We start from the raw sequence: 22177 nt of genomic DNA, 5'->3' as shown, positions 1-22177 counted from the left end.
GCGGGCCCGGACCTGCTCCTTCCCGGCGGCTTCCGCGCAAACGCCGCCCACGGCCCCACCCCGTCGGCTTCCGTTCTAGTGGTCGTCGCAACACCCCAGCTCAGGGGATGCGATGGACTTCAAGATCCGGGAGGGCCGGGGGCAGGCGCCAGGCCGAAAGGCCCTGGTCCGTGAGCGGGAGGAATACTTCCGGCTCATGGACCAGGGCGTCAGCAGCATGGAGGCATGCCGGGTCGTCGGGATCAACCGGCGCACGGGGAAGCGGTGGCGCAACGGACGCCAGGCCACGGGAAGCACGCGCAGTGCGCCACCGATCCGTCGGCCACTCTCCTCTGTCGGCCCGTCGCGGTATCTGCGCGAGGCCGACCGCATCCACATCGCCGACCGGCTGCGTGAGAAGGCATCGATCCGACAGATAGCCTCTGAGCTGGGCCGGAGCCCGTCCACCATCAGCCGGGAGATACGCCGCAACGGCATGCCACTGCGCGGGGACTCTTCCCGCTGGGCCTACCGCCCGCACGCCGCTCAGTCCCGCGCCGACGCCCGCCGGCCCCGGCCGAAGCCGGGAAAGATCGGCCAGAACCAGGAACTGCGCGACTTCATTCGGCACCACCTCGAACGCCGGTGGAGCCCCGAGCAGATCTGCCAGGCTCTACGGACACGCTTCCCCGACCGGCCGGAGATGCACGTGACCCATGAGACCGTCTACCAGGCCCTCTACGTTCAGGGCCGCGGCGAACTACGCCGTGAGCTGGCCAGGGCACTGCGCACCGGCCGCACGATGCGTAGGCCGCACCGCCAGTCCTACCGGCGCCAGCCCCGCATGGCCAAGGACATGGTGATGATCAGCGACCGACCCGCCGAGGCCGCCGACCGGGCCGTCCCCGGGCACTGGGAGGGCGACCTCATCATCGGCAAGGCCCACAAGTCCGCCATCGGCACGCTCGTCGAGCGCTCCAGCCGCTTCGTCACCCTGGTCCACCTGCCCGAAGGCCGCCGCCCCTCACAGATGCGGGACGCACTCATCCAGACCGTCTCGACCCTGCCCGCCCAGCTCAGACGCTCCCTCACCTGGGACCAGGGCTCCGAAATGCACCTGCACAAGGACTTCAGCACCGCCACCGACATGCCGGTCTTCTTCTGCGACCCCGGCAGCCCCTGGCAGCGCGGCTCGAACGAGAACACCAACGGCCTGCTGCGGCAGTACTTCCCCAAGGGCACCGACCTGGCCCGCTACACCCGCCCGGAGCTGGACGCCGTCGCAGCCGAGCTGAACAGCCGACCACGCAAAACGCTCGGCTGGGAAACCCCAGCCGGGCGTCTCGCTAAGCTCCTGGCAACAGCCAGTTGATCAACTTGTGTTGCAACGACCCCTGGAATGCGCCCGGGCAGGGCGGGGCCGGCCGCGGGCTCGAACGGCACCACCGTCCGGCCCCCGCTCCCGCCGGCGCGGGAGACCGCGAGGCCTCCCCGCTCCCGCCGGCGCGGGAGAGAAGGGCCGCGAGGCCCCACGTTCCCACGACACGCGGGACGGGCGGACTTGTCCGGGCCCGGGGCGATGGCCGGGGTCCACGTCCCCACGACACGCGGGACGGGCGGAACCGGGCCGCCGGCGCCTGCCCCGGCCCGAGTCCCGGAGAGGTCCCACGAGCACCGCCGCACCCCCGCCGCACCCCCTCGACACCCGCGGCCACGAAGGTTGGAGCGGATACGGCGGTGACCGTCGCCCGGAGTCCCGGAGGCCCGGAGGTCTAGATGTCCCGGAAGATCTCGATCTGGGCGCCGACCGAGTTGAGGCGCTCGGCCAGGTCCTCGTAACCCCGGTTGATGACATAGACGTTGCGGAGTACGGAGGTGCCCTCGGCCGCCATCATGGCGAGCAGCACCACCACGGCGGGCCGCAGCGCCGGCGGGCACATCATCTCGGCGGCGCGCCAGCGGGTCGGGCCTTCCACCAGGACCCGGTGCGGATCGAGCAACTGGAGCCGGCCACCGAGGCGGTTGAGGTCGGTGAGGTAGATGGCCCGGTTGTCGTAGACCCAGTCGTGGATGAGCGTCTTGCCCTGCGCGGCGGCCGCGATGGCCGCGAAGAACGGGACGTTGTCGATGTTCAGGCCCGGGAAGGGCATGGGGTGGATCTTGTCGATCGGGGCCTCCAGCTTGGAGGGCCGTACGGTCAGATCCACCAGCCGGGTACGGCCGTTGTCGGCGGTGTACTCGGCGGACCGGTCGTGGTCGAGGCCCATCTCCTCCAGGACCGCCAGCTCGATCTCCAGGAACTCGATGGGCACCCGGCGCACGGTCAGCTCCGACTCGGTGACCACGGCGGCGGCCACCAGGCTCATCGCCTCCACCGGGTCCTCGGACGGCGAGTAGTCCACGTCGGTGTCGATCCTCGGCACACCGTGGACGGTCAGGGTGGTGGTGCCGATGCCCTCCACCCGTACGCCCAGCGCCTCCAGGAAGAAGCAGAGGTCCTGGACCATGTAGTTGGACGAGGCGTTGCGGATGACGGTCACGCCGTCGTGCCGGGCGGCGGCCAGCAGCGCGTTCTCGGTCACCGTGTCGCCGCGCTCGGTCAGCACGATGGGCCGGTCCGGCGCCACGTCCCGGTCCACCTCGGCGTGGTACAGGCCCTCGGTCGCGGTGATGTCGAGGCCGAACCGGCGGAGCGCGATCATGTGCGGCTCGATGGTCCGGGTGCCCAGGTCGCAGCCGCCCGCGTACGGCAGCTTGAAGTGCCGCAGCCGGTGCAGCAGCGGGCCCAGGAACATGATGATCGACCGGGTGCGGCGGGCGGCGTCGGCGTCGATGGACTCCATGTCGAGATGGCCGGGCGGCACGATCTCCAGGTCCATCCCGTCGTTGATCCAGCGGGTGCGGACGCCGATGGAGTTGAGCACCTCCAGCAGCCGGTAGACCTCTTCGATCCGCGCCACCCGGCGCAGTACCGTACGGCCCTTGTTCAGCAGCGACGCGCAGAGCAGCGCCACACAGGCGTTCTTGCTGGTCTTCACGTCGATGGACCCGGACAGCCGGCGTCCGCCGACCACCCGCAGATGCATCGGCCCGGCATAGCCGAGCGACACGATCTCACTGTCGAGCGCCTCACCGATGCGCGCGATCATCTCAAGGCTGATGTTCTGGTTGCCGCGCTCGATGCGGTTCACGGCGCTCTGGCTGGTTGCCAGGGCTTCGGCCAACTGCGCCTGTGTCCAGCCACGATGCTGGCGAGCGTCACGGATGAGCTTGCCGATACGTACGAGGTAATCGTCTGACATATTCGCAGGCTATCTCACATATGAGATTCCCTCCTGGGGAGGGATCTGCGCGAGTGAGCCCGGTCTCCTCGATCGTGAACTGCCGGGTCACGCGGGGCGAGACGAGCGCCGCCGTCCGGGTGTCCCGGGAGAGAAAGGCGGCGGAGAGGAGTTGTGCCGCCGGGCCGGGCGCTCCGCGTCGGGGCGCTTCCGGCGGGTACCCGGAGGGGAGCGGGACCGGCGCCGCTCGGGGTCCGGAGAGGAGTCGGCTCCCTCTCGGGCACTGGGGAGAGGAGCCGGCTCCCTCGGCCCACCGTCCCGGCGGCGTTCGCCCGGCGCGGCCAGGCGCACGGGTACAGAGGTAGGGCGAACGTGCCGGGGACGGCGGGCGGGAGCCCACCGGATGGCGGCGATCACAGGCGTCCGGGCATGACCGCGCAGCGGTCATGTACTAGAGTTATCTCGACATCGAGATATCTGCCGAAAGACGCACCGCAGCCGCGCCAGCCGGTAAGGGTTACCTAACTAAGTCTTACCTTAGCGGATCGGCGCGGGGCCCACGAGGCAGGATGCGGAAAGTACGCGCACATTCATGAAGGAGACTGTCGTGTCGGCGAACAGCTTCGACGCCCGCAGCACGCTGCGCGTGGGCGACGAGTCGTACGAGATCTTCAGGCTGGACAAGGTCGAGGGCTCCGCTCGCCTTCCCTACAGCCTCAAGGTGCTCCTGGAGAACCTGCTCCGCACCGAGGACGGCGCCAACATCACCGCCGACCACATCCGCGCCCTGGGCAACTGGGACTCGCAGGCCCAGCCGAGCCAGGAGATCCAGTTCACCCCGGCCCGCGTGATCATGCAGGACTTCACCGGTGTGCCGTGCGTCGTGGACCTCGCGACCATGCGGGAGGCCGTCAAGGAGCTGGGCGGTGACCCGGCCAGGATCAACCCGCTCGCCCCGGCCGAGCTGGTCATCGACCACTCGGTCATCGCGGACAAGTTCGGCACCGCCGACGCCTTCGGCCAGAACGTCGAGCTCGAGTACGGCCGCAACAAGGAGCGCTACCAGTTCCTGCGCTGGGGCCAGACCGCCTTCGACGAGTTCAAGGTCGTCCCGCCCGGCACCGGCATCGTCCACCAGGTCAACATCGAGCACCTGGCCCGTACGGTCATGGTGCGAAACGGCCAGGCGTACCCGGACACCCTCGTCGGCACCGACTCGCACACCACCATGGTCAACGGCCTCGGTGTGCTCGGCTGGGGCGTCGGCGGCATCGAGGCCGAGGCCGCCATGCTCGGCCAGCCGGTCTCCATGCTCATCCCGCGCGTCGTCGGCTTCAAGCTGACCGGTGAGCTCACCCCCGGCACCACCGCCACCGACCTGGTGCTCACCATCACCGAGATGCTGCGCAAGCACGGCGTGGTCGGCAAGTTCGTGGAGTTCTACGGCGAGGGCGTCGCCGCCACCTCGCTGGCCAACCGCGCCACCATCGGCAACATGTCGCCGGAGTTCGGCTCCACCGCCGCGATCTTCCCGATCGACGACGAGACCCTCAACTACCTGAAGCTGACCGGCCGCTCCGAGCAGCAGGTCGCGCTGGTGGAGGCGTACGCCAAGCAGCAGGGCCTCTGGCTGGACCCGGCCGCCGAGCCGGACTTCTCCGAGAAGCTGGAGCTCGACCTCTCCACGGTCGTCCCGTCCATCGCCGGCCCCAAGCGCCCGCAGGACCGGATCGTGCTGGCCGAGGCCGCCGAGAAGTTCCGCAGCGACGTCCTCAACTACGTGGACTCCGTGGACGAGGCGGGCAAGGAGTCCTTCCCGGCCTCCGACGCCCCGGCGCACAGCGACGGCGTGCCGTCCAACCCGGTCACCGTCACGGCCCCCGACGGCTCGACGTACGAGCTGGACCACGGCGCCGTCACCGTCGCCGCCATCACCTCCTGCACCAACACCTCCAACCCGTACGTCATGGTCGCCGCCGCGCTGGTGGCCAAGAAGGCGGTGGAGAAGGGCCTCACCCGCAAGCCGTGGGTCAAGACCACGCTGGCGCCGGGCTCCAAGGTCGTCACCGACTACTTCGACAAGTCGGGCCTCACCCCGTACCTGGACAAGGTCGGCTTCAACCTGGTCGGTTACGGCTGCACCACCTGCATCGGCAACTCCGGCCCGCTGCCGGAGGAGGTCTCCCGGGCGATCAACGACAATGACCTCGCGGTCACCTCGGTGCTCTCCGGCAACCGCAACTTCGAGGGCCGGATCAACCCCGACGTCAAGATGAACTACCTGGCCTCCCCGCCGCTGGTGGTCGCCTACGCGCTCGCGGGCTCGATGAAGGTGGACATCACCACGGAGGCCCTGGGCATCGACACCGAGGGCAACCCGGTGCACCTCAAGGACATCTGGCCGACCGAGGCCGAGGTCAACGACGTGGTGGCCAACGCCATCGGCGAGGACATGTTCAACAAGTCCTACCAGGACGTCTTCGCGGGCGACGCGCAGTGGCAGGCGCTGTCCATCCCGACCGGTGACACCTTCGAGTGGGACACCGAGTCCACCTACGTCCGCAAGCCCCCGTACTTCGAGGGCATGACGATGGACCCGGCGCCGGTGGGCGACATCACCGGGGCCCGCGTCCTGGCCAAGCTGGGCGACTCGGTCACCACCGACCACATCTCCCCGGCCGGTGCGATCAAGGCCGACACCCCGGCCGGCAAGTACCTCACCGAGCACGGTGTGGAGCGCCGCGACTTCAACAGCTACGGCTCCCGCCGCGGCAACCACGAGGTCATGATCCGCGGTACGTTCGCCAACATCCGCCTGCGCAACCAGATCGCGCCGGGCACCGAGGGCGGCTACACCCGCGACTTCACCCAGGACGGCGGTCCGGTGTCGTTCATCTACGACGCCTCCCGCAACTACATCGAGCAGGACATCCCGCTGGTCGTACTGGCCGGCAAGGAGTACGGCTCCGGCTCCTCCCGCGACTGGGCGGCCAAGGGCACCGCGCTGCTCGGCGTCAAGGCCGTCATCGCCGAGTCGTACGAGCGCATCCACCGCTCGAACCTCATCGGCATGGGCGTGCTGCCGCTCCAGTTCCCCGAGGGCGGTTCGGCGCAGGCGCTGGGGCTCACCGGCGAGGAGACCTTCTCCTTCACCGGGGTCACCGAGCTGAACGAGGGCACCACCCCGCGCACCGTGAAGGTCACCACCGACACGGGCGTGGAGTTCGACGCGGTCGTCCGCATCGACACCCCCGGTGAGGCCGACTACTACCGCAACGGCGGCATCATGCAGTACGTCCTGCGGAACCTGCTCCGCGCCTGACGGATCGCCCGCCGACCGGCTCCGGGGCCGCGCACCCGGGGCCGGTACGACTCCGGGCCCGTTCGCGGGCCCGGAGCCCCGGGGCCCGGACACCGGTGAGGCCGTACACCGGGCCGGGCCCGCACGTCCGGGCCGCCCGCACCTCTGGCGCCCGTACATCCGGGCGCCCGCGCGTGCCCGGCCCCCGCGCCCCGCACCGCCGGGCGCCGGTGACGCGAAAGGGCCGCACCCCGTCGGACGGGGTGCGGCCCTCCTCGCGCGTGGCGGGAGCCGGGTCGGCTCAGAACATCATGGTGTAGATGTTCCAGCCCGAGGCGCCGATCTGGGTCCGCGCCTTGAACGGGGCGGCGGCGTTGCCGGTGCCGTCGTAACGCCACAGGGCGCCCTTGGCGTCCCGGCCGATCAGGTCGGTGTGGCCGTCCGCGTTCAGGTCACCCGTGGAGACGAGGTAGTTGAACGTGTTCCAGCCGGAGCCGACCTTGGTGCGGGCCTTGAACGGGGCGGCGGGGTTGCCCGTGCCCTGGTACAGCCACAGCACACCGGACTTGTCCCGCGCCACGATGTCCGCGCGGCCGTCGCCGGAGAGGTCGCCCTTGCCGACGAGCTGGTCGAAGCCACCCCAGCCGGCGCCGACCTTGGTGCGGTTCTGCAGCGAACCGTCGGCGTTGCCCTTGTAGAGCCAGAGCACCCCGGTCTTGTCGCGGGCCAGGACGTCCGAGGCGGAGGAACCGCCCAGGTCACCCGCGACCAGCACCTTGTCGTAGATGTTCCAGCCGTGGCCCTCGTAGTTCTCCGACTCGTCGTCGGAGTTGTAGAAGACGTTCCCCTGCTTGTCCCAGACGTACAGGCCCTCGGCCTCGCCGTCGCCGTCGTGGTCGGCCTGGTCCGAGGCCGCCATCAGGTCCCAGCCGTCGCCGATCTGCTGCCGGGAGGTGAACGCGCCCTTGCCGTTCGGGATGTACATGAACAGCGCGCCCGACTTGTCGGCCGCGAACAGGGCGTTGACCGGAGCGGCGGCGCCGGCCTTGACGGTGGCGGTGGTGGGCGCCTTACCGGTGAACGCCTCCTTGCCGACGCCCGCCGCGGCGGCGGACGCCTCCGGGGCGGTGGGCTGCGGGTCCGCCACGGCGGTCCCGGCGGAGGTGCCGACGAGGGCGGCGACAGCCGCCGCGACGGCGAGACGCGAGAGCTTGCGCCCGCGCTTACGGCCCAAAGAATTGGCCACGTAACTCTCCATGTGAGTCATGAATCGGTGTGTCGGCGGAGCGGACGGCACAGGGCGGCACAAGCCCCCCGGGAGCCTTCGCGCCGCCGGGAACTCGGTGGTTCCCGGGCCGGCGCGCCGGGCTCGGCGGCCGCTCACGCGACTCCATGGATACTTCCACAGCATCTTTACCGGTCAACCGGTTTGACAGGCGGGGGCTGTTCCGGATTCTCGCCAAAGGTGCCCAAAGCGGTACAGCGCCCGGCGCCCTGTGATCAACCTCTCGGGCGGGTGCGGAACGCACGGGCCCCGGGGCGCGTACCGACGGCGCCGGCCGCACCCCGGGCCGGTCGCCGGTACGCGCCCCGGGCCGGTCAGGACAGCAGTTCCACCTCCGCGAGGGTCGCGCCAGGTTCGGTCGTCACCAGGCGGTACGTGGCGTAGGTGCCCGGTGCGGCGACCGTGAAGGCGCGGGTCTGGCGGTCCCAGGCGAAGGACTCGCCGCGCCGCTCGTCCAGCCGGGTCCAGGAGGTACCGTCCCTGGAGCCCTCCAGCACCCAGCCGGCCGGGGCCCGGTCCCGGGCGGCCGAGGTCAGGGTGTACTGGACCACCCGGGCCGGCGCGGCCACCGGGAGGACGGCGGTGGTCACCGGGGCCGAGGTGGCCGAGGTGTCGTCGGCCAGCGCGCCCGGTCCGGTCAGCGCGTCCCGGCGGGGGGACGGGGCCCGGTCGCCGGTGGTGAGCGAGACGGGCGCGGCACCCGGCCCGGTGCCCCAGCGGGAGGGGCGGGGGCCCATCGCGAAGTCCAGCGTCCCGCCCCGGGCCAGCAGTTCGTGCGGCAGGGCGGTGGAGGTCCAGCGCTTGCCGTTCACCCGCAGCCCCTGGACGTAGATGTTGCGCGCGCTGTTCTCCGGCGCCCGGACCACCAGGGTGCGGCCGTTGTCCATCCGTACCGTCGCCCTGGTGAAGAGCGGCGAGCCGACCGCGTACTCCCCGCTGCCCATCACCAGCGGATAGAAGCCCAGCGCGGAGAAGAGATACCAGGCCGACTGCTCGCCGTTGTCCTCGTCGCCGTGGTAGCCCTGGCCGATCTCGCTGCCGGTGTAGAGGCGGGAGAGCACCTCGCGCACCTTCTCCTGGGTCTTCCACGGCTGTCCGGCGGCGTCGTACATGTACGGGACATGGTGGGCGACCTGGTTGGAGTGGCCGTACATGCCCATCCGGACGTCCCGGGCCTCGGTCATCTCGTGGATGACACTGCCGTACGAGCCGACGAACTCCGGGCTCGCGGTCTCGGGGGTGGCGAAGTACCGGTCCAGCTTCTCGCCGAGCCCGGCGCGTCCGCCGTACAGATTGGCCAGGCCCCGGCTGTCCTGCGGGGCGGTGAAGGCGTACCCCCAGCCGTTGGTCTCGGTGTAGTCGTACCCCCAGACCCGGGGGTCGTACGAGGCGCTGTCCACCCGCCAGTCGCCCTTGAGGTCCCTGCCCTGGAAGAAGCCGGCCTTCGGGTCGAAGAGATGGACGTAGGAGAGCGCCCGGTTGCGGAAGTAGGCGGCCTCCTCCCGGTAGCGCGGCTTCTTGGTCTTCCGGTACAGCGCCTCGGCCATCCGCGCGATGCCGTAGTCGTTGAGGCAGCCCTCCAGGGTCCACGAGAGGCCCTCGTGGGTCTCGGTGGAGGCGTAGCCGAGGAACGGCGAGGTGGCCATCCCCTTGCGCCCCACCCCGTCGCCGGGCGGCACCACCGTGGCGTTCTTGAGCGCGGCCTCGTACGCCGCCTCCGCGTCGAAGTCCACCCCCTTGACCAGCGCGTCCGCGAAGGCCACGTCGGAGGAGGTGCCGGTCATCAGATCGGCGTACCCCGGTGAGGACCAGCGGGAGATCCAGCCGCCGTCCTTGTACTGCTGGACGAAGCCGTCCACCAGCTCACCCGCCTTCTTCGGGGTGAGGAGAGAGTAGGCGGGCCAGGTGGTGCGATAGGTGTCCCAGAACCCGTTGTTGACGTACACCCGGCCGTCCACGATCTTCGCGCCGGTGCGGGTCGGGGTGTCGGGACCGGTCCGGGGCGAGAACGGGCTGGCGTACCGGTCCTCGCCGTCCACCTTCTCGGAACCGGAGTTGGGGTAGAGGTAGAGCCGGTAGAGGCTGGAGTAGAGGGTGACCAGCTGGTCGTGGGTGGCGCCCTCCACCCGGACCCGGCCCAGTACCGCGTCCCAGGCGTCCTGCGCCCGGGACACCACCCGCTCGAAGCGGGAGCCCTCCGGGAGTTCGGCGGCCAGGTTCGCCCTGGCCTGCTCCACGCCGATCAGCGAGGTGGCCATCCGGAGCGTGACCGTCCGGTCGGCCCCGGCGTCGAAGCGCAGATGGCCCGTGACGCCCGCCGAGGCGGAACCGGTGACCGGCGCGTCGAAGACGCCGTAGACGAACATCCGGGTGGCGCCGGTGGACAGCCCGGACCTGACATCCGAGAACCCGGTGAAGGAGCTGGTCGCGGGGTCGAGGGTGAGCCCGCCCTGCTCGGTGACATTGTCGAGGACCACCGAGGCGTCCTCGCCCGGATAGGTGAACCGCATCATCGCCGCGTGGTCGGTCGGCGCCAGCTCCGCGCGCAGTCCGTTCTCGAAGGTGACTCCGTAGTAGTGCGGCCGGGCGGTCTCCCGCTCATGGCGGAACGGCAGCGCCCGGGCCGTCCGGCCGGTGGGCGGGGTCCCGGCGGCGGCCGATGGCATCAGCTGGAAGGTCTGCCGGTCGCCCATCCAGGGGCTCGGCTCATGGCTGGCGCCGAACGCCTGGAGCGTCGGCAGATTGTCCGCGTTGTTGCCCCGGGCGTAGTCGTAGAGCCAACTCAGCGAGGCCGCGTTGGTCACCGGGGTCCAGAAGTTGAAGCCGTGCGGCACGGCGGTCGCCGGGAAGGTGTTGCCGCGTGAGAAGGAGCCGCTGGAGTTGGTCCCGCGCACGGTGGAGGCGTACTCCGAGAGACGGGAGGGCCGCTCGACCGGGGCGGCGCGCCGGATGGCCAGATCGTCGATCCACCCCTGGAACTTCGCCGGGCCCTCCGGGGAGTCGTACGCCACCAGGATCCGGTCCACCGTCCTCCCCGCCGCGACCGTGCCGATGGCGGCGGTGACCTGGTTCCACTGGTTGACGTAGAGCCGCTTGGCCGCGCCCTGGCCCTGCGGGGTGAGCGCCCCGCCGTGGCTGTCGGTGGCCCGCAGACCGCTGAGGTAACTGCCGTCGGTGAAGGCCAGGTCGACCGCCACCCGGGTGGCCGGGTAGCGCGGATCGGTCTCCGGCATGTCGGGGAAGATCCGGTAGGACAGCTCGGTGTCCCGGCGGACCGGTACGTCCACGTCGAAGACCTTGTTGTACGAATAGGCCCGCCCGGCCGGGTGATGGGTGCCCGCGTACCGCAGCGCCCGTTTGCCGGTGAAGCCGGCGTTCGCCTTGGCGGTGGGGGAGCCCGCCGGGCCCCGGTCCGGGTGGCTGCGCATGGTGGCGGGCGCCGGGGCGGTGCCGTCACCGTCGGAGAACTGCACATCGGCGAGCTGGGTGATGTCGGACGCGCCGTTGTTGGCGGTGATCTCCAGCCGGTAGTGCGCGTACGCGGTGGTGTTCCCGGCCAGGTCGTACGACACGGTCTGGAAGCGCTTGGCGAAGCTCTGGCCCTCGCGGGTGTCCAGCGTCTTCCAGTCGGTGCCGTCGGCCGAGCCCTTGAGCGTCCAGTCCCTCGGGTCGCGCGGTGCGGCGTCGTTGGCCGAGGTCAGGGCGTAGGCCGCCAGCTTGACCGGGGCCCGGAGGTCGAACTCGGCCCAGGCGGTGGGGGAGAAGGCCAGCCACTTGGTGGTGGGCTGGAGGTCGACCAGATTCTCCTTGGTCTCCCCGCCGCCGGTGTTCTCACCGCTGGCCCGGACGGCGGTCACCGTGTCCGTGACATTGCCCGGGATGCCCGCCGCGTAGGCCCCGTCCACCCCGGAGGCCCGGGGGCGGCCGTCCGGGCCCGTCTCGACGGTGTCCAGCCAGCTGGGCCGGGGCTCACCGTCCTCGAAGGAGGACATGAAGGAGGCCGTGGACGGCGAGGAGGACGCGGAGGCCGAGGACATCGGGGAGCCGCCGGGCGCCCGGTCCGCCGCGGGTCCGTGCCGGCCGGGCGCGGCGACGGCGGCCTGAGGCAGCGCCGTCACCAGCAGGGCGGCGGCCGTCAGCAGGGCGGCCGGATGAAGGCCGGGCACCCGGGGGCGTCCGGTGTGGGGGTGTCCGGAACGGGCGCGTCGTCCGGGTCGTCGGGCGGATCGTCGGGGTCGCATCCCGCGCTCTTCCTTCTGCCGGGCCGTGAAACGGCTCTGGACAACGTTGTCAGGAGGGCCGTGCGGGAAACAGTAGGGAGGCAAGTGCGGTGTGCTGTCAAGGGTGTTGCCGCAAGAGCCCCGGCGGGACGAGCGGGAAGAAGTCCGGAGGGAGGGGGAAAGGAGCCTGTAAAAGGGGCAGGGTGAAGCCCGGAAGGAGGTGTGGGGATTTCAGCCGTCCGGGGGGTTCGGCGCCGGGCGTGCCGACGGCTTCGTGTCTCCCGTGCCTCTCGTGCCGCTCGATGTCCATGGACGGAAGGACGGGTGCGCGTGGACAGAGCCGCGCATCGGCTCCGGGAGGTCTCAACTCGGGAAAGACTGCTCGTCAACCCCGCTTTCGATCTTGCTCAGTTGACGGGGAGTGGACTATACCTGTCGGCGTCCGGGCGGCTTGGGGCATGGAACGGAACACCGCACCACCCGGCGCCACTTCGATCCGCACCACACGCGTCACACAGCACCACACCGCACCACACGCGTCACACCGCACCACCTTGCACCGAACAGCACCTGCACGACCCAGCAATCGACCGCGGTGGCGGCCCCTCCGGCTCAGGCGAGAGCGCGAGCGACCGGTACACCGCCTGAGTCCTGGAGAAGGCGAGGACTTGCGCATGGGAACCACCTCCGCTCGTGGCACCGAGGGCCCCGGCACGGACACGGCACACCTCGACGGCAGCCCCGGAGGCGTCGGCCGACGCGACCTGATCAAGCGGTCCGCGGCGCTCGGCCTGATCTCCGTACCGGCCATGGGCGTGCTGTCCGCCTGCGCCAGCGGCGGCGGCTCCGGCGACTCCGGCAAGGCCGAGAAGGGCGAGAAGACCGCCAAGAACCCGCTCGGCGTCAACGCCTCCGCCCCGCTCGAACTGGTCATCTTCGACGGCGGGTTCGGCACCCAGTACGCCGAGGACGCCAAGGACGTCTACGCGAAGACGTACCCGAAGGCCGAGGTCAAGTTCTCCAAGACCCAGAAGATCCAGTCCGTCCTCCAGCCGCGCTTCAACGGCGGCACTCCGCCGGACCTGATCGACAACTCCGGCGCCCAGCAGATGGACATGGGCGTCCTGGTGGGCAAGAAGCAGCTCACCGACCTCACCCCGCTGCTGGACGCGCCCTCCGTCGACGACCCCAAGAAGAAGGTCCGGGACACCCTGCGCCCCGGCATCGTGGAGATGGGCCAGTTCGACGGCGACCCGGTCTGGATCCTGTACTACGCCTACACGGTGTACGGCGTCTGGTACTCGCAGACCGCGCTGGAGAAGCTCGACGCCCGGTACCCGGAGACCTGGGACGAGATGCTCGCGCTCTGCGCCAAGGCGAAGAAGCAGGGCATCGCGGGCTGGACGTACTCGGGCAAGCACCCGTACTACATCCCGTTCTCGCTCTACCCGTTCATCGGCAAGATCGGCGGCGCCGAGGTGCTCGACGCCATCGACAACCTGGAGCCCAGGGCCTGGGAACACCCCGCCGTCAAGGCCGCGTTCGAGGCGTACTACGAGCTCTACGCCAAGGGATACATCCTCCCCGGCACCCCGGGCCTGGACCACCGGGGCTCACAGGGCGCCTGGGCGCGGGGCAAGGCGCTGTTCATCCCCAACGGCTCCTGGGTGGAGAACGAGGAGGCGAAGTTCATCCCCAAGGACTTCAGACTGGCGGTCGGCGCGCCCTCCGGCCTGGACTCCTCCGACAAGCTGCCGTTCGGCACCCTCTGGGCCTCCGGCGGCGAGCCCTTCATCGTCCCGGCCAAGGCGCGGAACGCCGAGGGCGGCATGGAGCAGTTGCGCATCATGCTCAGCGAGGCGTCCTCCAAGAGCTTCACCACCAGCACCAAGTCGCTCTCCGCCTTCAACGGCGGCACCGAGGGCATTCCGCTCTCGGACGGCCTCACGTCCGGTGTCGCCGCGCTGGAGAAGGCCGGCAAGAACGTGCTCAACCCGCGCCTCCAGGACTGGTACGTCAAGCTCCAGAAGGAGCAGATCGGTGTCGCCGGTCTCGGCGAGATGATGGCGGGCCGGGCCACCCCCGCCGAGACCATCAAGAAGATCCAGGGCTTCGCCGACGCGGCCGCCAAGGACTCGTCCATCAAGCACTTCAAGCACCAGAAGTGACGGCCGGGCCCCGGGGCCGGCGTCCGCGCACCGGCCGGCGGCGAGCCGGCCGGCCGCGCGGGCCCCGGGGCCGGCGGTCCCACGGAAGGACGAGTCAGCGACCATGCAACACGGCAAGTACCGCTTCATCATCGGGTTCCTGGCGGCGCCCCTCGCGCTCTACGCCGTCTTCGTCATCTGGCCCTTCATCCAGTCGATCTACTACTCGTTCACCGACTGGACCGGCCTGAGTCCCGAGTTCTCGATGGTGGGCTTCGCCAACTACACCAAGATGTTCCAGGACGAGGTCTTCTGGAAGTCCCTCCAGCACAGTGTGGTGCTGCTGCTGGTGCTTCCGGTGATCACCCTGGGCCTCGCCCTCTTCTTCGCCTTCATGATCAATGTCGGCGGGCGGCGCCGGAAGGGCGCGGCCGTGGGCGGAGTGCGCGGCTCCGGTTTCTACAAGATCGCGTACTTCTTCCCCCAGGTCCTCTCCATCGCGATCGTGGCGATCCTCTTCCAGTTCGCCTACGACCCCGCCCAGGGCATGATCAACGGCGCCCTGCGGACCGTCGGGCTCGACGGCCTCCAGCCCAACTGGCTCGGTGATCCGGGCCTCGCCCTCTGGTGCATCACGGCCGTGCTCGTCTGGTGCACGGTCGGCTTCTTCGTGGTGCTCTTCTCGGCGGGCATGGCCTCGATCCCCAGGGACTTCTACGAGGCGGCGCTGCTGGACGGCGCGAGCCGGGTGACCACCTTCTTCCGGATCACCCTGCCGCTGCTCTGGGACACCGTGCAGTCCGGCTGGGTCTACATGGGCATCCTGGCGCTGGGCGCCGAGGCGTTCGCCGTCGTGCACATCATGTCGATCGGCCCCGGCGGCCCCGACTACGCGACCACCGTCCTGCCGCTCTACGTCTACCAGGCGGCCTTCCGGGACGGCCAGGCGGCCTACGCCACCACGATCGGCGTCGCCCTGCTCGTCGTCACCCTGGCCTTCGCGGCCGTGGTGATGCGGCTGGGCCGGCGCGAACGGCTGGAGTTCTGATGAAAACCACTGACACGCCCCCCGCCGTCCCCGGCGCCCCGGCCGTGCCGGGTCCCCGCACGCCCGGCGCCCCGGCCGGCGACGCGCCCGCCGGGACCGGGCGGAAGGGCGGCGAGGGCACCGTCCTCAATGTGTTCTCGCACGGCATGCTGATCCTCTGGGCCGTGATGGTCGTGCTGCCGCTGCTGTGGGCGGTGATGTCCTCGTTCAAGACGGACGCGGGCATCTTCGACGAGCCCTGGGGGCTGCCGGACACGCTGCACTTCGAGAACTGGGGACGTGCCTGGACCGAGGCGCACATGGGCGAGTACTTCCTCAACACCCTGGTGGTGGTGGCGGGTTCGCTGGTGGGCACCCTGCTGCTGGGCTCGATGGCGGCGTACGTCCTGGCCCGGTTCGAGTTCCCGGGCAACCGGTTCATCTACTTCCTCTTCGTGGGCGGGATGAGCTTCCCGGTGATGCTGGCGCTGGTGCCGCTCTTCTTCGTCATGGAGAACACCGGGCTGCTCAACACCATCCACGGGCTGATCCTGGTGTACATCGCCTATTCGCTGCCGTTCACCGTCTTCTTCCTGACCTCGTTCTTCCGGACGCTGCCCACCTCCATCGCGGAGGCGGCGATGCTGGACGGCGCCTCGCACACCCGGACGTTCTTCCAGGTGATGCTGCCGCTCGCCCGTCCCGGGCTGATCAGCGTCGGGATCTTCAACTTCCTGGGGCAGTGGAACCAGTACATGCTGCCGACCGTGCTCAACACGGACCCGGAGAAGCGGGTGCTGGCCCAGGGGCTGGTGGAGCTCTCCACCAGCCAGGGGTACAAGGGCGACTACTCCGGGCTCTTCGCCGGCCTGGTGATCGCGATGCTGCCGGTGCTGGCGGCGTACATCGTCTTCCAGCGCCAGGTGGTGACCGGGCTCACGGCGGGCGCCGTCAAGTAGTCCCTCCCCCGAACCCCTCGCGAGCCCCCTCGCGCCGGCCGGCCCACGGGGCCGCCGGTGTCCGGCGGCCCGGGGACCACCGGTCTCCGAAACGCCCCGGCGGGTGCCGGCGCCCCGAGCGCCCCGCACCCGCCGGGGCGTTTTCGGCATGTGCGGACCGGCCCCGGCCGCACCCGTCGGCCCCAGTGGCGGACATACCGCATATATGCCGGTGAATGGGCATCTTATGTTTCCATTCACGCTCATCTGGGCTCCGCCCCACTCAAGGTCTTGACGGGAACCAACCCAAAAGGCTGAGCTTAGAGTTCACATGTTGGAGAAAACGGCAGGAGTGAGTGAGTCGATGGAGACTCCGGGGTCGCAGACATCTCTGCATCGGGCCAACCTCGAACGCGTCGTACGCGCCGTGCGCATGGCCGGTTCGCTCACCCAGGCGGAGATCGCCAGGGCCACCGGCCTCTCCGCCGCCACCGTCTCCAATATCGTCCGGGAGCTCAAGGACGGCGGCACCGTGGAGGTGACCCCGACCTCGGCCGGCGGCCGCCGGGCCCGCAGCGTCTCGCTCAGCGGGGACGCCGGAATCGTCATCGGGGTCGACTTCGGCCACACCCATCTGCGGGTCGCGGTGGGCAACCTCGCCCACCGGGTCCTCGCGGAGGAGGCCGAGCCGCTGGATGTCGACGCCTCGTCGGCGGAGGGCTTCGACCGGGCGGAACACCTGGTCAAACGACTGATCGCGACCACCGGCATCGGCCCGGACAAGGTGATCGGGGTCGGGCTCGGCGTGCCCGGCCCGATCGATGTCTCCTCCGGCACCCTGGGCTCCACCTCCATCCTGCCGGGCTGGACCGGGATCAACCCCAGCGAGGAACTGCGCGGCCGGCTCGGCGTGCCGGTGCACGTCGACAACGACGCCAACCTCGGCGCCCTCGGTGAACTGGTCTGGGGGAGCGGCCGGGGTGTCACCGACCTCGCCTACATCAAGGTCGCCAGCGGGGTCGGCGCCGGACTGGTGATCGCCGGGCAGATCTACCGGGGTCCCGGCGGCACGGCCGGCGAGATCGGCCACATCACCCTGGACGAGGCCGGGCCGGTCTGCCGGTGCGGCAACCGCGGCTGCCTGGAGACCTTCACCGCCGCCCGCTATGTGCTGCCGCTGCTCCAGTCCAGCCACGGGCCCGACCTCACCATGGAACGGGTGGTCCAGCTGGCCCGGGAGGGCGACCCCGGCTGCCGCCGGGTGATCGCCGACGTGGGCCGCCACATTGGCAGCGGGGTGGCCAACCTCTGCAACCTGCTCAACCCGAGCCGGGTGGTGCTGGGCGGCGATCTGGCCGAGGCGGGTGAGCTGGTGCTCGCGCCGATCCGCGACTCGGTCTCCCGGTACGCCATTCCCAGCGCCGCGCGGCAGCTGTCGGTGGCCCCCGGCGCCCTGGGTGGCCGGGCGGAGGTGCTGGGCGCGCTCGCCCTCGTCCTGAGCGAGATGGGCGACTCCACCCTGATGAGTGGTGTCGCGCGCGGTGCCACCGGGGATTCCGGTCAGAGCGGCGGCGCTCTTCCGGTGACCACGCCCGCGTTCACTTAGATAACGGATGGCACCGTTGTCATCTCGTTAAGGATTTACTCCTTGACGCCGACCTGGCGGCCGAGTTGACTTCCAGCCACCTCGGCCGCAACGTCGCGGCCTCGTCAGGGAGGCAACCCCACATGAACGCAATGACGCGACGCGTCGTCATAGGCACGGCAGCGGTCTCCATGGCCGTTTCCCTCGCAGCGTGTGGCAAGGCGGGTGACGACACCGCCGGCGGCAGTGGTGGCGACAGCAAGACCATCGGTCTGCTGCTGCCGGAGAACAAGACGACCCGCTACGAGACGTTCGACCGCCCGATCATCGAGGCGAAGATCGACGAGCTCTGCGGCGACTGCGACGTCAGGTACAACAACGCCGCGCAGGACACCGAGACCCAGAAGAAGCAGTTCGACTCGTTGATCACCCAGGGCGTCAAGGTGATCATTCTGGACTCGGTCGACTACAAGGCCACCAAGACCTGGGTGCGGGACGCGGAGAAGAAGGGCGTCAAGGTCGTCGCGTACGACCGGCTCGCCGAGGGCCCGATCTCCGCGTATGTCTCGTACGACAATGAGAAGATCGGCCGCCTTCAGGGCGAGGGCCTGGTCAAGGCGCTGGGCGCCGGCGCCAAGGACGCCAACGTTGTCATGATCAACGGCTCCCCGACCGACCCCAACGCGCCGCTGTTCAAGCGGGGCGCCCACAGCGTGCTGGACAAGCAGGTCAAGAAGGTCGTCTACGAGCAGGACATCCCCGACTGGTCCCCGGACGAGGCCAACAGGAAGATGGGCGCCGCCATCGACTCGCTCGGCAAGACCGGCTTCCAGGGCGTCTACTCGGCCAACGACGGCATGGCCGGCGGCATCATCACCGCGCTCAAGAAGCAGGGCGTCAAGGTCCCGGTGGGCGGTCAGGACGCCGAGCTGGCCGGTCTCCAGCGCATTCTCGCGGGCGACCAGGCGTTCACCATCTACAAGCAGATCAAGCCGGAGGCCGAGACCACGGCCGAGATCGCGGTCAAGCTGCTGAAGGGCGAGAAGATCGACGCCCTGACCCCGGCCAAGGTGGACAGCCTCAGCGGCGAGTTCAAGGGCATCCCGGCGAAGCTGTACGACGCGCAGGTCGTGACCAAGGAGAACATCGCCTCCACCATCGTCGCGGACAAGGTCTACCGAGCCGCCGACATCTGCACCGCCGAGTACAAGGCGGCCTGCGTCGCGGCGGGCGTGAAGTAACCCGCCGCCCGCCCGCCCGCCCGGACGCGACCGGGGCGGGACCGGCCCGGACGGCTCCGACAGCCCGGACACCCGGACGGCTCCCGGCTCCCGGAGCCGGCCCCGCCGCTTCCGGCCCGGCCCGGGGCGCGAGCGCCGTACGGCCCCGGGAGGCACCTCCGATCCGGTACGGCTCCCGGGCCCGGACCGCGCCCACCTGGACCACGCGGACCCGGTGGGTACGGCTCCGGGCACCCCGGGTCGCACCGGATCCGCTCCGGTCGTCCGCACGGGGCCGGGCCCCGGGCCTGCTCCCGGCTGCGGAAGCGGCCGGGGCCGGTTCCCCGGTACCGGTGCGCGGCGCCCGTCGTCCGGAGCGGGCCCGCCTGCCCGGTGGGCGCCCGGCCCCGTTCCGGAGCAGGCCGGGCGCACCGTGCCCGGCCGGGGCGCACCCCGCTCCGTACCGCCGGGGCCCCGGAGACCACCGGACCGGCGCGCGGCCCGTACCCGCCCCACGCCCGCGTGCGCACCCACCGGACGTACGCGCCCACCGGAGCGCCCGCCGGACGTACGCGCCCGACGACAGCCGGACCCGGTTCCGCGCCCCGGCCCCCGGGCCCGAGGCGGGGCCTCGTCCCTCCAGACCCTTTGTGCCAGCAGCAGTACCACCATCCCCGCCGACCGGCGGGTGAAGGAGATGATTCACGTGTCCGCTACGCCCGTGCTGGCGTTGCGCGGAGTCTCCAAGCGGTTCGGCGCCGTCCAGGCGCTCACCGATGTACACCTGGAGATCCACGCCGGTGAGGTCGTCGCCCTGGTCGGCGACAACGGCGCCGGCAAGTCGACGCTCGTCAAGACCATTTCGGGGGTCCACCCGATCGACGAAGGTGCCATCGAGTGGGAGGGCCGGCCGGTCCGGGTCACCCGGCCGAACGACGCCCAGGAGCTCGGCGTCGCGACCGTCTACCAGGACCTGGCGCTCTGCGACAACCTCGACGTGGTCGCCAACCTCTTCCTCGGCAGCGAGCTGAAGCGCTCCGCCGTCCTGGACGAGATCGCCATGGAGAAGCGGGCCAAGGAACTGCTGGACACCCTGTCCATCCGCATTCCGAGCGTCCGTATCCCGGTCGCCTCGCTCTCCGGCGGTCAGCGGCAGGTCGTCGCCATCGCCCGCGCGCTGATCGGCGACCCCAAGATCGTCATTCTGGACGAGCCCACCGCCGCCCTCGGTGTCGAGCAGACCGCCCAGGTGCTCGACCTGGTGGAGCGGCTGCGCGAGCGCGGCCACGGCGTGATCCTCATCAGCCACAACATGGCGGACGTCCGCGCCGTCGCGGACCGGGTCGCGGTGCTCCGCCTCGGCCGCAACAACGGTGTCTTCGTCGTCAAGGACACCACCCACGAAACGATCATCGCCGCGATCACCGGCGCCACGGACAACGCCGTCACCCGCCGGCAGGCACGCACGGCCACGAAGGAGGACGCGAAGTGAGCGACCTCACCAAGAAGACCCCCGGATCCCAGACCCCCGGATCCCAGACTCCCGGATCCCAGACTCCCGGATCCCCGGACCCCGTCGCCCTCGACAAGTCCTCCGACCGGGCGCCCGGCCCGGCCCCCGCCGGCAGCGCCGCGCCGGTGCCCGCCGTCGACCCCAGGCTGCTGGTCCGCGAGGAGGGCCTGAAGGGCTACTGGACCGAGTTCACCCGAAAGGTGCGCGGCGGTGAGCTGGGCTCCCTGCCGGTCTTCGTCGGGCTGATCGTCATCGCGGTCGTCTTCCAGCTGCAGAACGGCAACTTCCTCTCCGCCAGCTCCGTCGCCAACATCGCCGTCTACAGCTCCGGCCTCGGCATCATGGCGGTCGGCATCGTCTTCGTCCTGATCCTGGGCGAGATCGACCTCTCGGTCGGCTCGGTCGCGGGCGTCGGCGCGGCGGTCTGGGCCGTACTCAATGTGAGCAACGGCATGAACGACTGGCTGGCGGTCGGCATCGCCGTGGTCTGCGGGCTGGCGCTCGGCCTGCTGCACGGCTTCTTCTTCGCCAAGATCGGTGTCCCGGCGTTCGTCGTCACCCTCGCCGGGTTCCTCGGCTGGAGCGGTCTCCAGATCTGGCTGATGGGCAAGGAGGGCTCGATCAACGCCCCCTCCGGCAGCGTGGTGGAGAACCTCACCGCGTACTACTTCGAGGACAAGGCCGCCGCCTACGGTCTCGCGCTGGTCGCGGTCCTCGCCTACGCCGCCTCGCTCCTGGTGGACAGCAGGCGCCGCAAGGCCGCCGCGCTGCCCGCCCGGCCGGTGAGCGAGATCGTGCTGCGCACCGGTGTGGTCGCGGTGCTCTGCTTCGCGGTGGCGTACATCCTCAACGAGCCGGCCGGCGCGCGCGGGCTGCCGCTCGCCCTGGTGCTCTTCCTCGCCGTACTGGTGGTGGCGGACTTCGTGGCCCGCCGCACCACCTTCGGCCGGACCGTCTTCGCGGTCGGCGGCAACGCCGAGGCCGCCCGCCGGGCCGGCATCAACGTGGACCGGGTCCGGATCGTGGTCTTCGGCCTCTCCGGCATGCTCGCCGCCTTCGGCGGGCTCTTCGTCGCCAGCCTCTCCGGCGGCGCCACCAAGAGCCTGGGCAGCGGCAACACCCTGATGCTGGTCATCGCGGCGGCCGTGATCGGCGGCACCAGCCTCTTCGGCGGCCGGGGCAAGGTCTGGTCGGCGCTGCTCGGGATGATCGTCATCCAGTCGATCCAGCAGGGTCTGAACATGATCGGCATGGCCAATGAGATCCAGTACATGATCACCGGCGCGGTGCTGCTCGCCGCCGTGGTGATCGACTCGGTCTCCCGGCGTACCCAGAAGACCGCGGGCCGCGCGTAACCCCGCCGGCGCTCCGGGGGGCCTGCCCGCCCGGAGCCCCGCCGGGCCGGAGCCCGCACGGAGCCGCCACGGCCGGCACCGACGGGGCCGGCAGGGCGACGCCCGGGCCAGGGCCCGCCGGCCCAGGGCCCACGCGGGCCCGCGACGGCCTCCGGGCCGCGCGTGACCCCGCCCCCCCCGCCGCCGGGCCCGGCCCGGACGGTGAGGGGCGCGGCGGGTAATTCCGATCACTTCGTGCCCGGCGCCTCAACCGGCGCCGGGCACACCCGTGTCTGAGCCGACAGAGTGAAACCAGAACATGCCGCGGTCTGAGCCAATGGCGTGAA

12 protein-coding genes are annotated in these 22177 nt (G+C 70.6%); 9 read left to right on the top strand and 3 right to left on the bottom strand.

The window, feature by feature from the left end; genetic code table 11:
• The first annotated feature begins 112 nt into the window (after positions 1 to 112).
• Positions 113 to 1351: an IS30 family transposase gene (locus NX801_RS07585; protein ID WP_258786343.1), complete on the top strand. Its 1239-nt coding sequence runs from the start codon at positions 113 to 115 to the stop codon at positions 1349 to 1351.
• Between the two features lie 400 nt (positions 1352 to 1751).
• Here the strand turns inward: NX801_RS07585 and NX801_RS07580 are convergent, their stop codons facing one another.
• Positions 1752 to 3281: a UDP-N-acetylglucosamine 1-carboxyvinyltransferase gene (locus NX801_RS07580; RefSeq protein WP_258786342.1), complete on the bottom strand. Its 1530-nt coding sequence runs from the start codon at positions 3279 to 3281 to the stop codon at positions 1752 to 1754.
• A gap of 586 nt (positions 3282 to 3867) precedes the next feature.
• On the opposite strand from NX801_RS07580, the gene acnA reads away from it, so the two are divergent.
• Positions 3868 to 6582 (top strand): aconitate hydratase AcnA, encoded by a 2715-nt coding sequence (gene acnA / locus NX801_RS07575; protein WP_309505801.1) that lies wholly within the window; start codon positions 3868 to 3870, stop codon positions 6580 to 6582.
• 280 nt (positions 6583 to 6862) lie between these two features.
• Here the strand turns inward: acnA and NX801_RS07570 are convergent, their stop codons facing one another.
• Together NX801_RS07570 and NX801_RS07565 are read right to left on the bottom strand one after the other, a co-directional pair.
• Positions 6863 to 7828: an FG-GAP repeat domain-containing protein gene (locus tag NX801_RS07570; RefSeq protein WP_258786339.1), complete on the bottom strand. Its 966-nt coding sequence runs from the start codon at positions 7826 to 7828 to the stop codon at positions 6863 to 6865.
• Positions 7829 to 8160: 332 nt separating this feature from the next.
• Positions 8161 to 12087, bottom strand: a complete 3927-nt coding sequence (locus NX801_RS07565) for a GH92 family glycosyl hydrolase (protein WP_428986087.1) — start codon at positions 12085 to 12087, stop codon at positions 8161 to 8163.
• Between the two features lie 653 nt (positions 12088 to 12740).
• On the opposite strand from NX801_RS07565, the gene ngcE reads away from it, so the two are divergent.
• From ngcE to NX801_RS07530, 7 genes are all read left to right on the top strand, one after another.
• Positions 12741 to 14234 (top strand): N-acetylglucosamine/diacetylchitobiose ABC transporter substrate-binding protein, encoded by a 1494-nt coding sequence (gene ngcE, locus NX801_RS07560; protein WP_258786338.1) that lies wholly within the window; start codon positions 12741 to 12743, stop codon positions 14232 to 14234.
• 103 nt (positions 14235 to 14337) lie between these two features.
• Positions 14338 to 15261: a carbohydrate ABC transporter permease gene (locus NX801_RS07555; protein WP_258786336.1), complete on the top strand. Its 924-nt coding sequence runs from the start codon at positions 14338 to 14340 to the stop codon at positions 15259 to 15261.
• Positions 15261 to 16199 (top strand): carbohydrate ABC transporter permease, encoded by a 939-nt coding sequence (locus NX801_RS07550; protein WP_258786335.1) that lies wholly within the window; start codon positions 15261 to 15263, stop codon positions 16197 to 16199. The genes NX801_RS07555 and NX801_RS07550 overlap by 1 nt, the downstream gene beginning before the upstream one ends.
• A gap of 343 nt (positions 16200 to 16542) precedes the next feature.
• Positions 16543 to 17784: an ROK family transcriptional regulator gene (locus NX801_RS07545; protein ID WP_258786334.1), complete on the top strand. Its 1242-nt coding sequence runs from the start codon at positions 16543 to 16545 to the stop codon at positions 17782 to 17784.
• A gap of 122 nt (positions 17785 to 17906) precedes the next feature.
• The gene (locus NX801_RS07540) at positions 17907 to 19004 is read left to right on the top strand and encodes a substrate-binding domain-containing protein (RefSeq protein ID WP_428986086.1); all 1098 of its coding nucleotides are present in this window, start codon (positions 17907 to 17909) and stop codon (positions 19002 to 19004) included.
• Positions 19005 to 19680: 676 nt separating this feature from the next.
• On the top strand, positions 19681 to 20475 hold the full coding sequence (locus NX801_RS07535; protein ID WP_258786333.1) for an ATP-binding cassette domain-containing protein: 795 nt from the start codon (positions 19681 to 19683) through the stop codon (positions 20473 to 20475).
• Complete coding sequence (locus NX801_RS07530) at positions 20472 to 21851, top strand: sugar ABC transporter permease (protein ID WP_428986085.1); 1380 nt, start codon at positions 20472 to 20474, stop codon at positions 21849 to 21851. The genes NX801_RS07535 and NX801_RS07530 overlap by 4 nt, the downstream gene beginning before the upstream one ends.
• Positions 21852 to 22177: the final 326 nt, after the last annotated feature.

The sequence above is a fragment of the Streptomyces pyxinae genome (assembly GCF_024756275.1).
In the GTDB taxonomy this organism is placed as follows: Bacteria; Actinomycetota; Actinomycetes; order Streptomycetales; family Streptomycetaceae; genus Streptomyces; species Streptomyces pyxinae.
This window is presented reverse-complemented; position numbering and strand designations above follow the sequence as displayed.

Excerpts from the sequence above, each read along its gene's own strand:
- NX801_RS07585 (WP_258786343.1), top strand. The coding sequence starts at position 113 with ATGGACTTCAAGATCCGGGAGGGCCGGGGGCAGGCGCCAGGCCGAAAG.
- NX801_RS07580 (WP_258786342.1), bottom strand. The coding sequence starts at position 3,281 with ATGTCAGACGATTACCTCGTACGTATCGGCAAGCTCATCCGTGACGCT.
- NX801_RS07570 (WP_258786339.1), bottom strand. The coding sequence starts at position 7,828 with ATGACTCACATGGAGAGTTACGTGGCCAATTCTTTGGGCCGTAAGCGC.
- NX801_RS07565 (WP_428986087.1), bottom strand. The coding sequence starts at position 12,087 with ATGCGACCCCGACGATCCGCCCGACGACCCGGACGACGCGCCCGTTCC.
- ngcE (WP_258786338.1), top strand. The coding sequence starts at position 12,741 with ATGGGAACCACCTCCGCTCGTGGCACCGAGGGCCCCGGCACGGACACG.
- NX801_RS07555 (WP_258786336.1), top strand. The coding sequence starts at position 14,338 with ATGCAACACGGCAAGTACCGCTTCATCATCGGGTTCCTGGCGGCGCCC.
- NX801_RS07550 (WP_258786335.1), top strand. The coding sequence starts at position 15,261 with ATGAAAACCACTGACACGCCCCCCGCCGTCCCCGGCGCCCCGGCCGTG.
- NX801_RS07545 (WP_258786334.1), top strand. The coding sequence starts at position 16,543 with ATGGAGACTCCGGGGTCGCAGACATCTCTGCATCGGGCCAACCTCGAA.
- NX801_RS07540 (WP_428986086.1), top strand. The coding sequence starts at position 17,907 with ATGAACGCAATGACGCGACGCGTCGTCATAGGCACGGCAGCGGTCTCC.
- NX801_RS07535 (WP_258786333.1), top strand. The coding sequence starts at position 19,681 with ATGATTCACGTGTCCGCTACGCCCGTGCTGGCGTTGCGCGGAGTCTCC.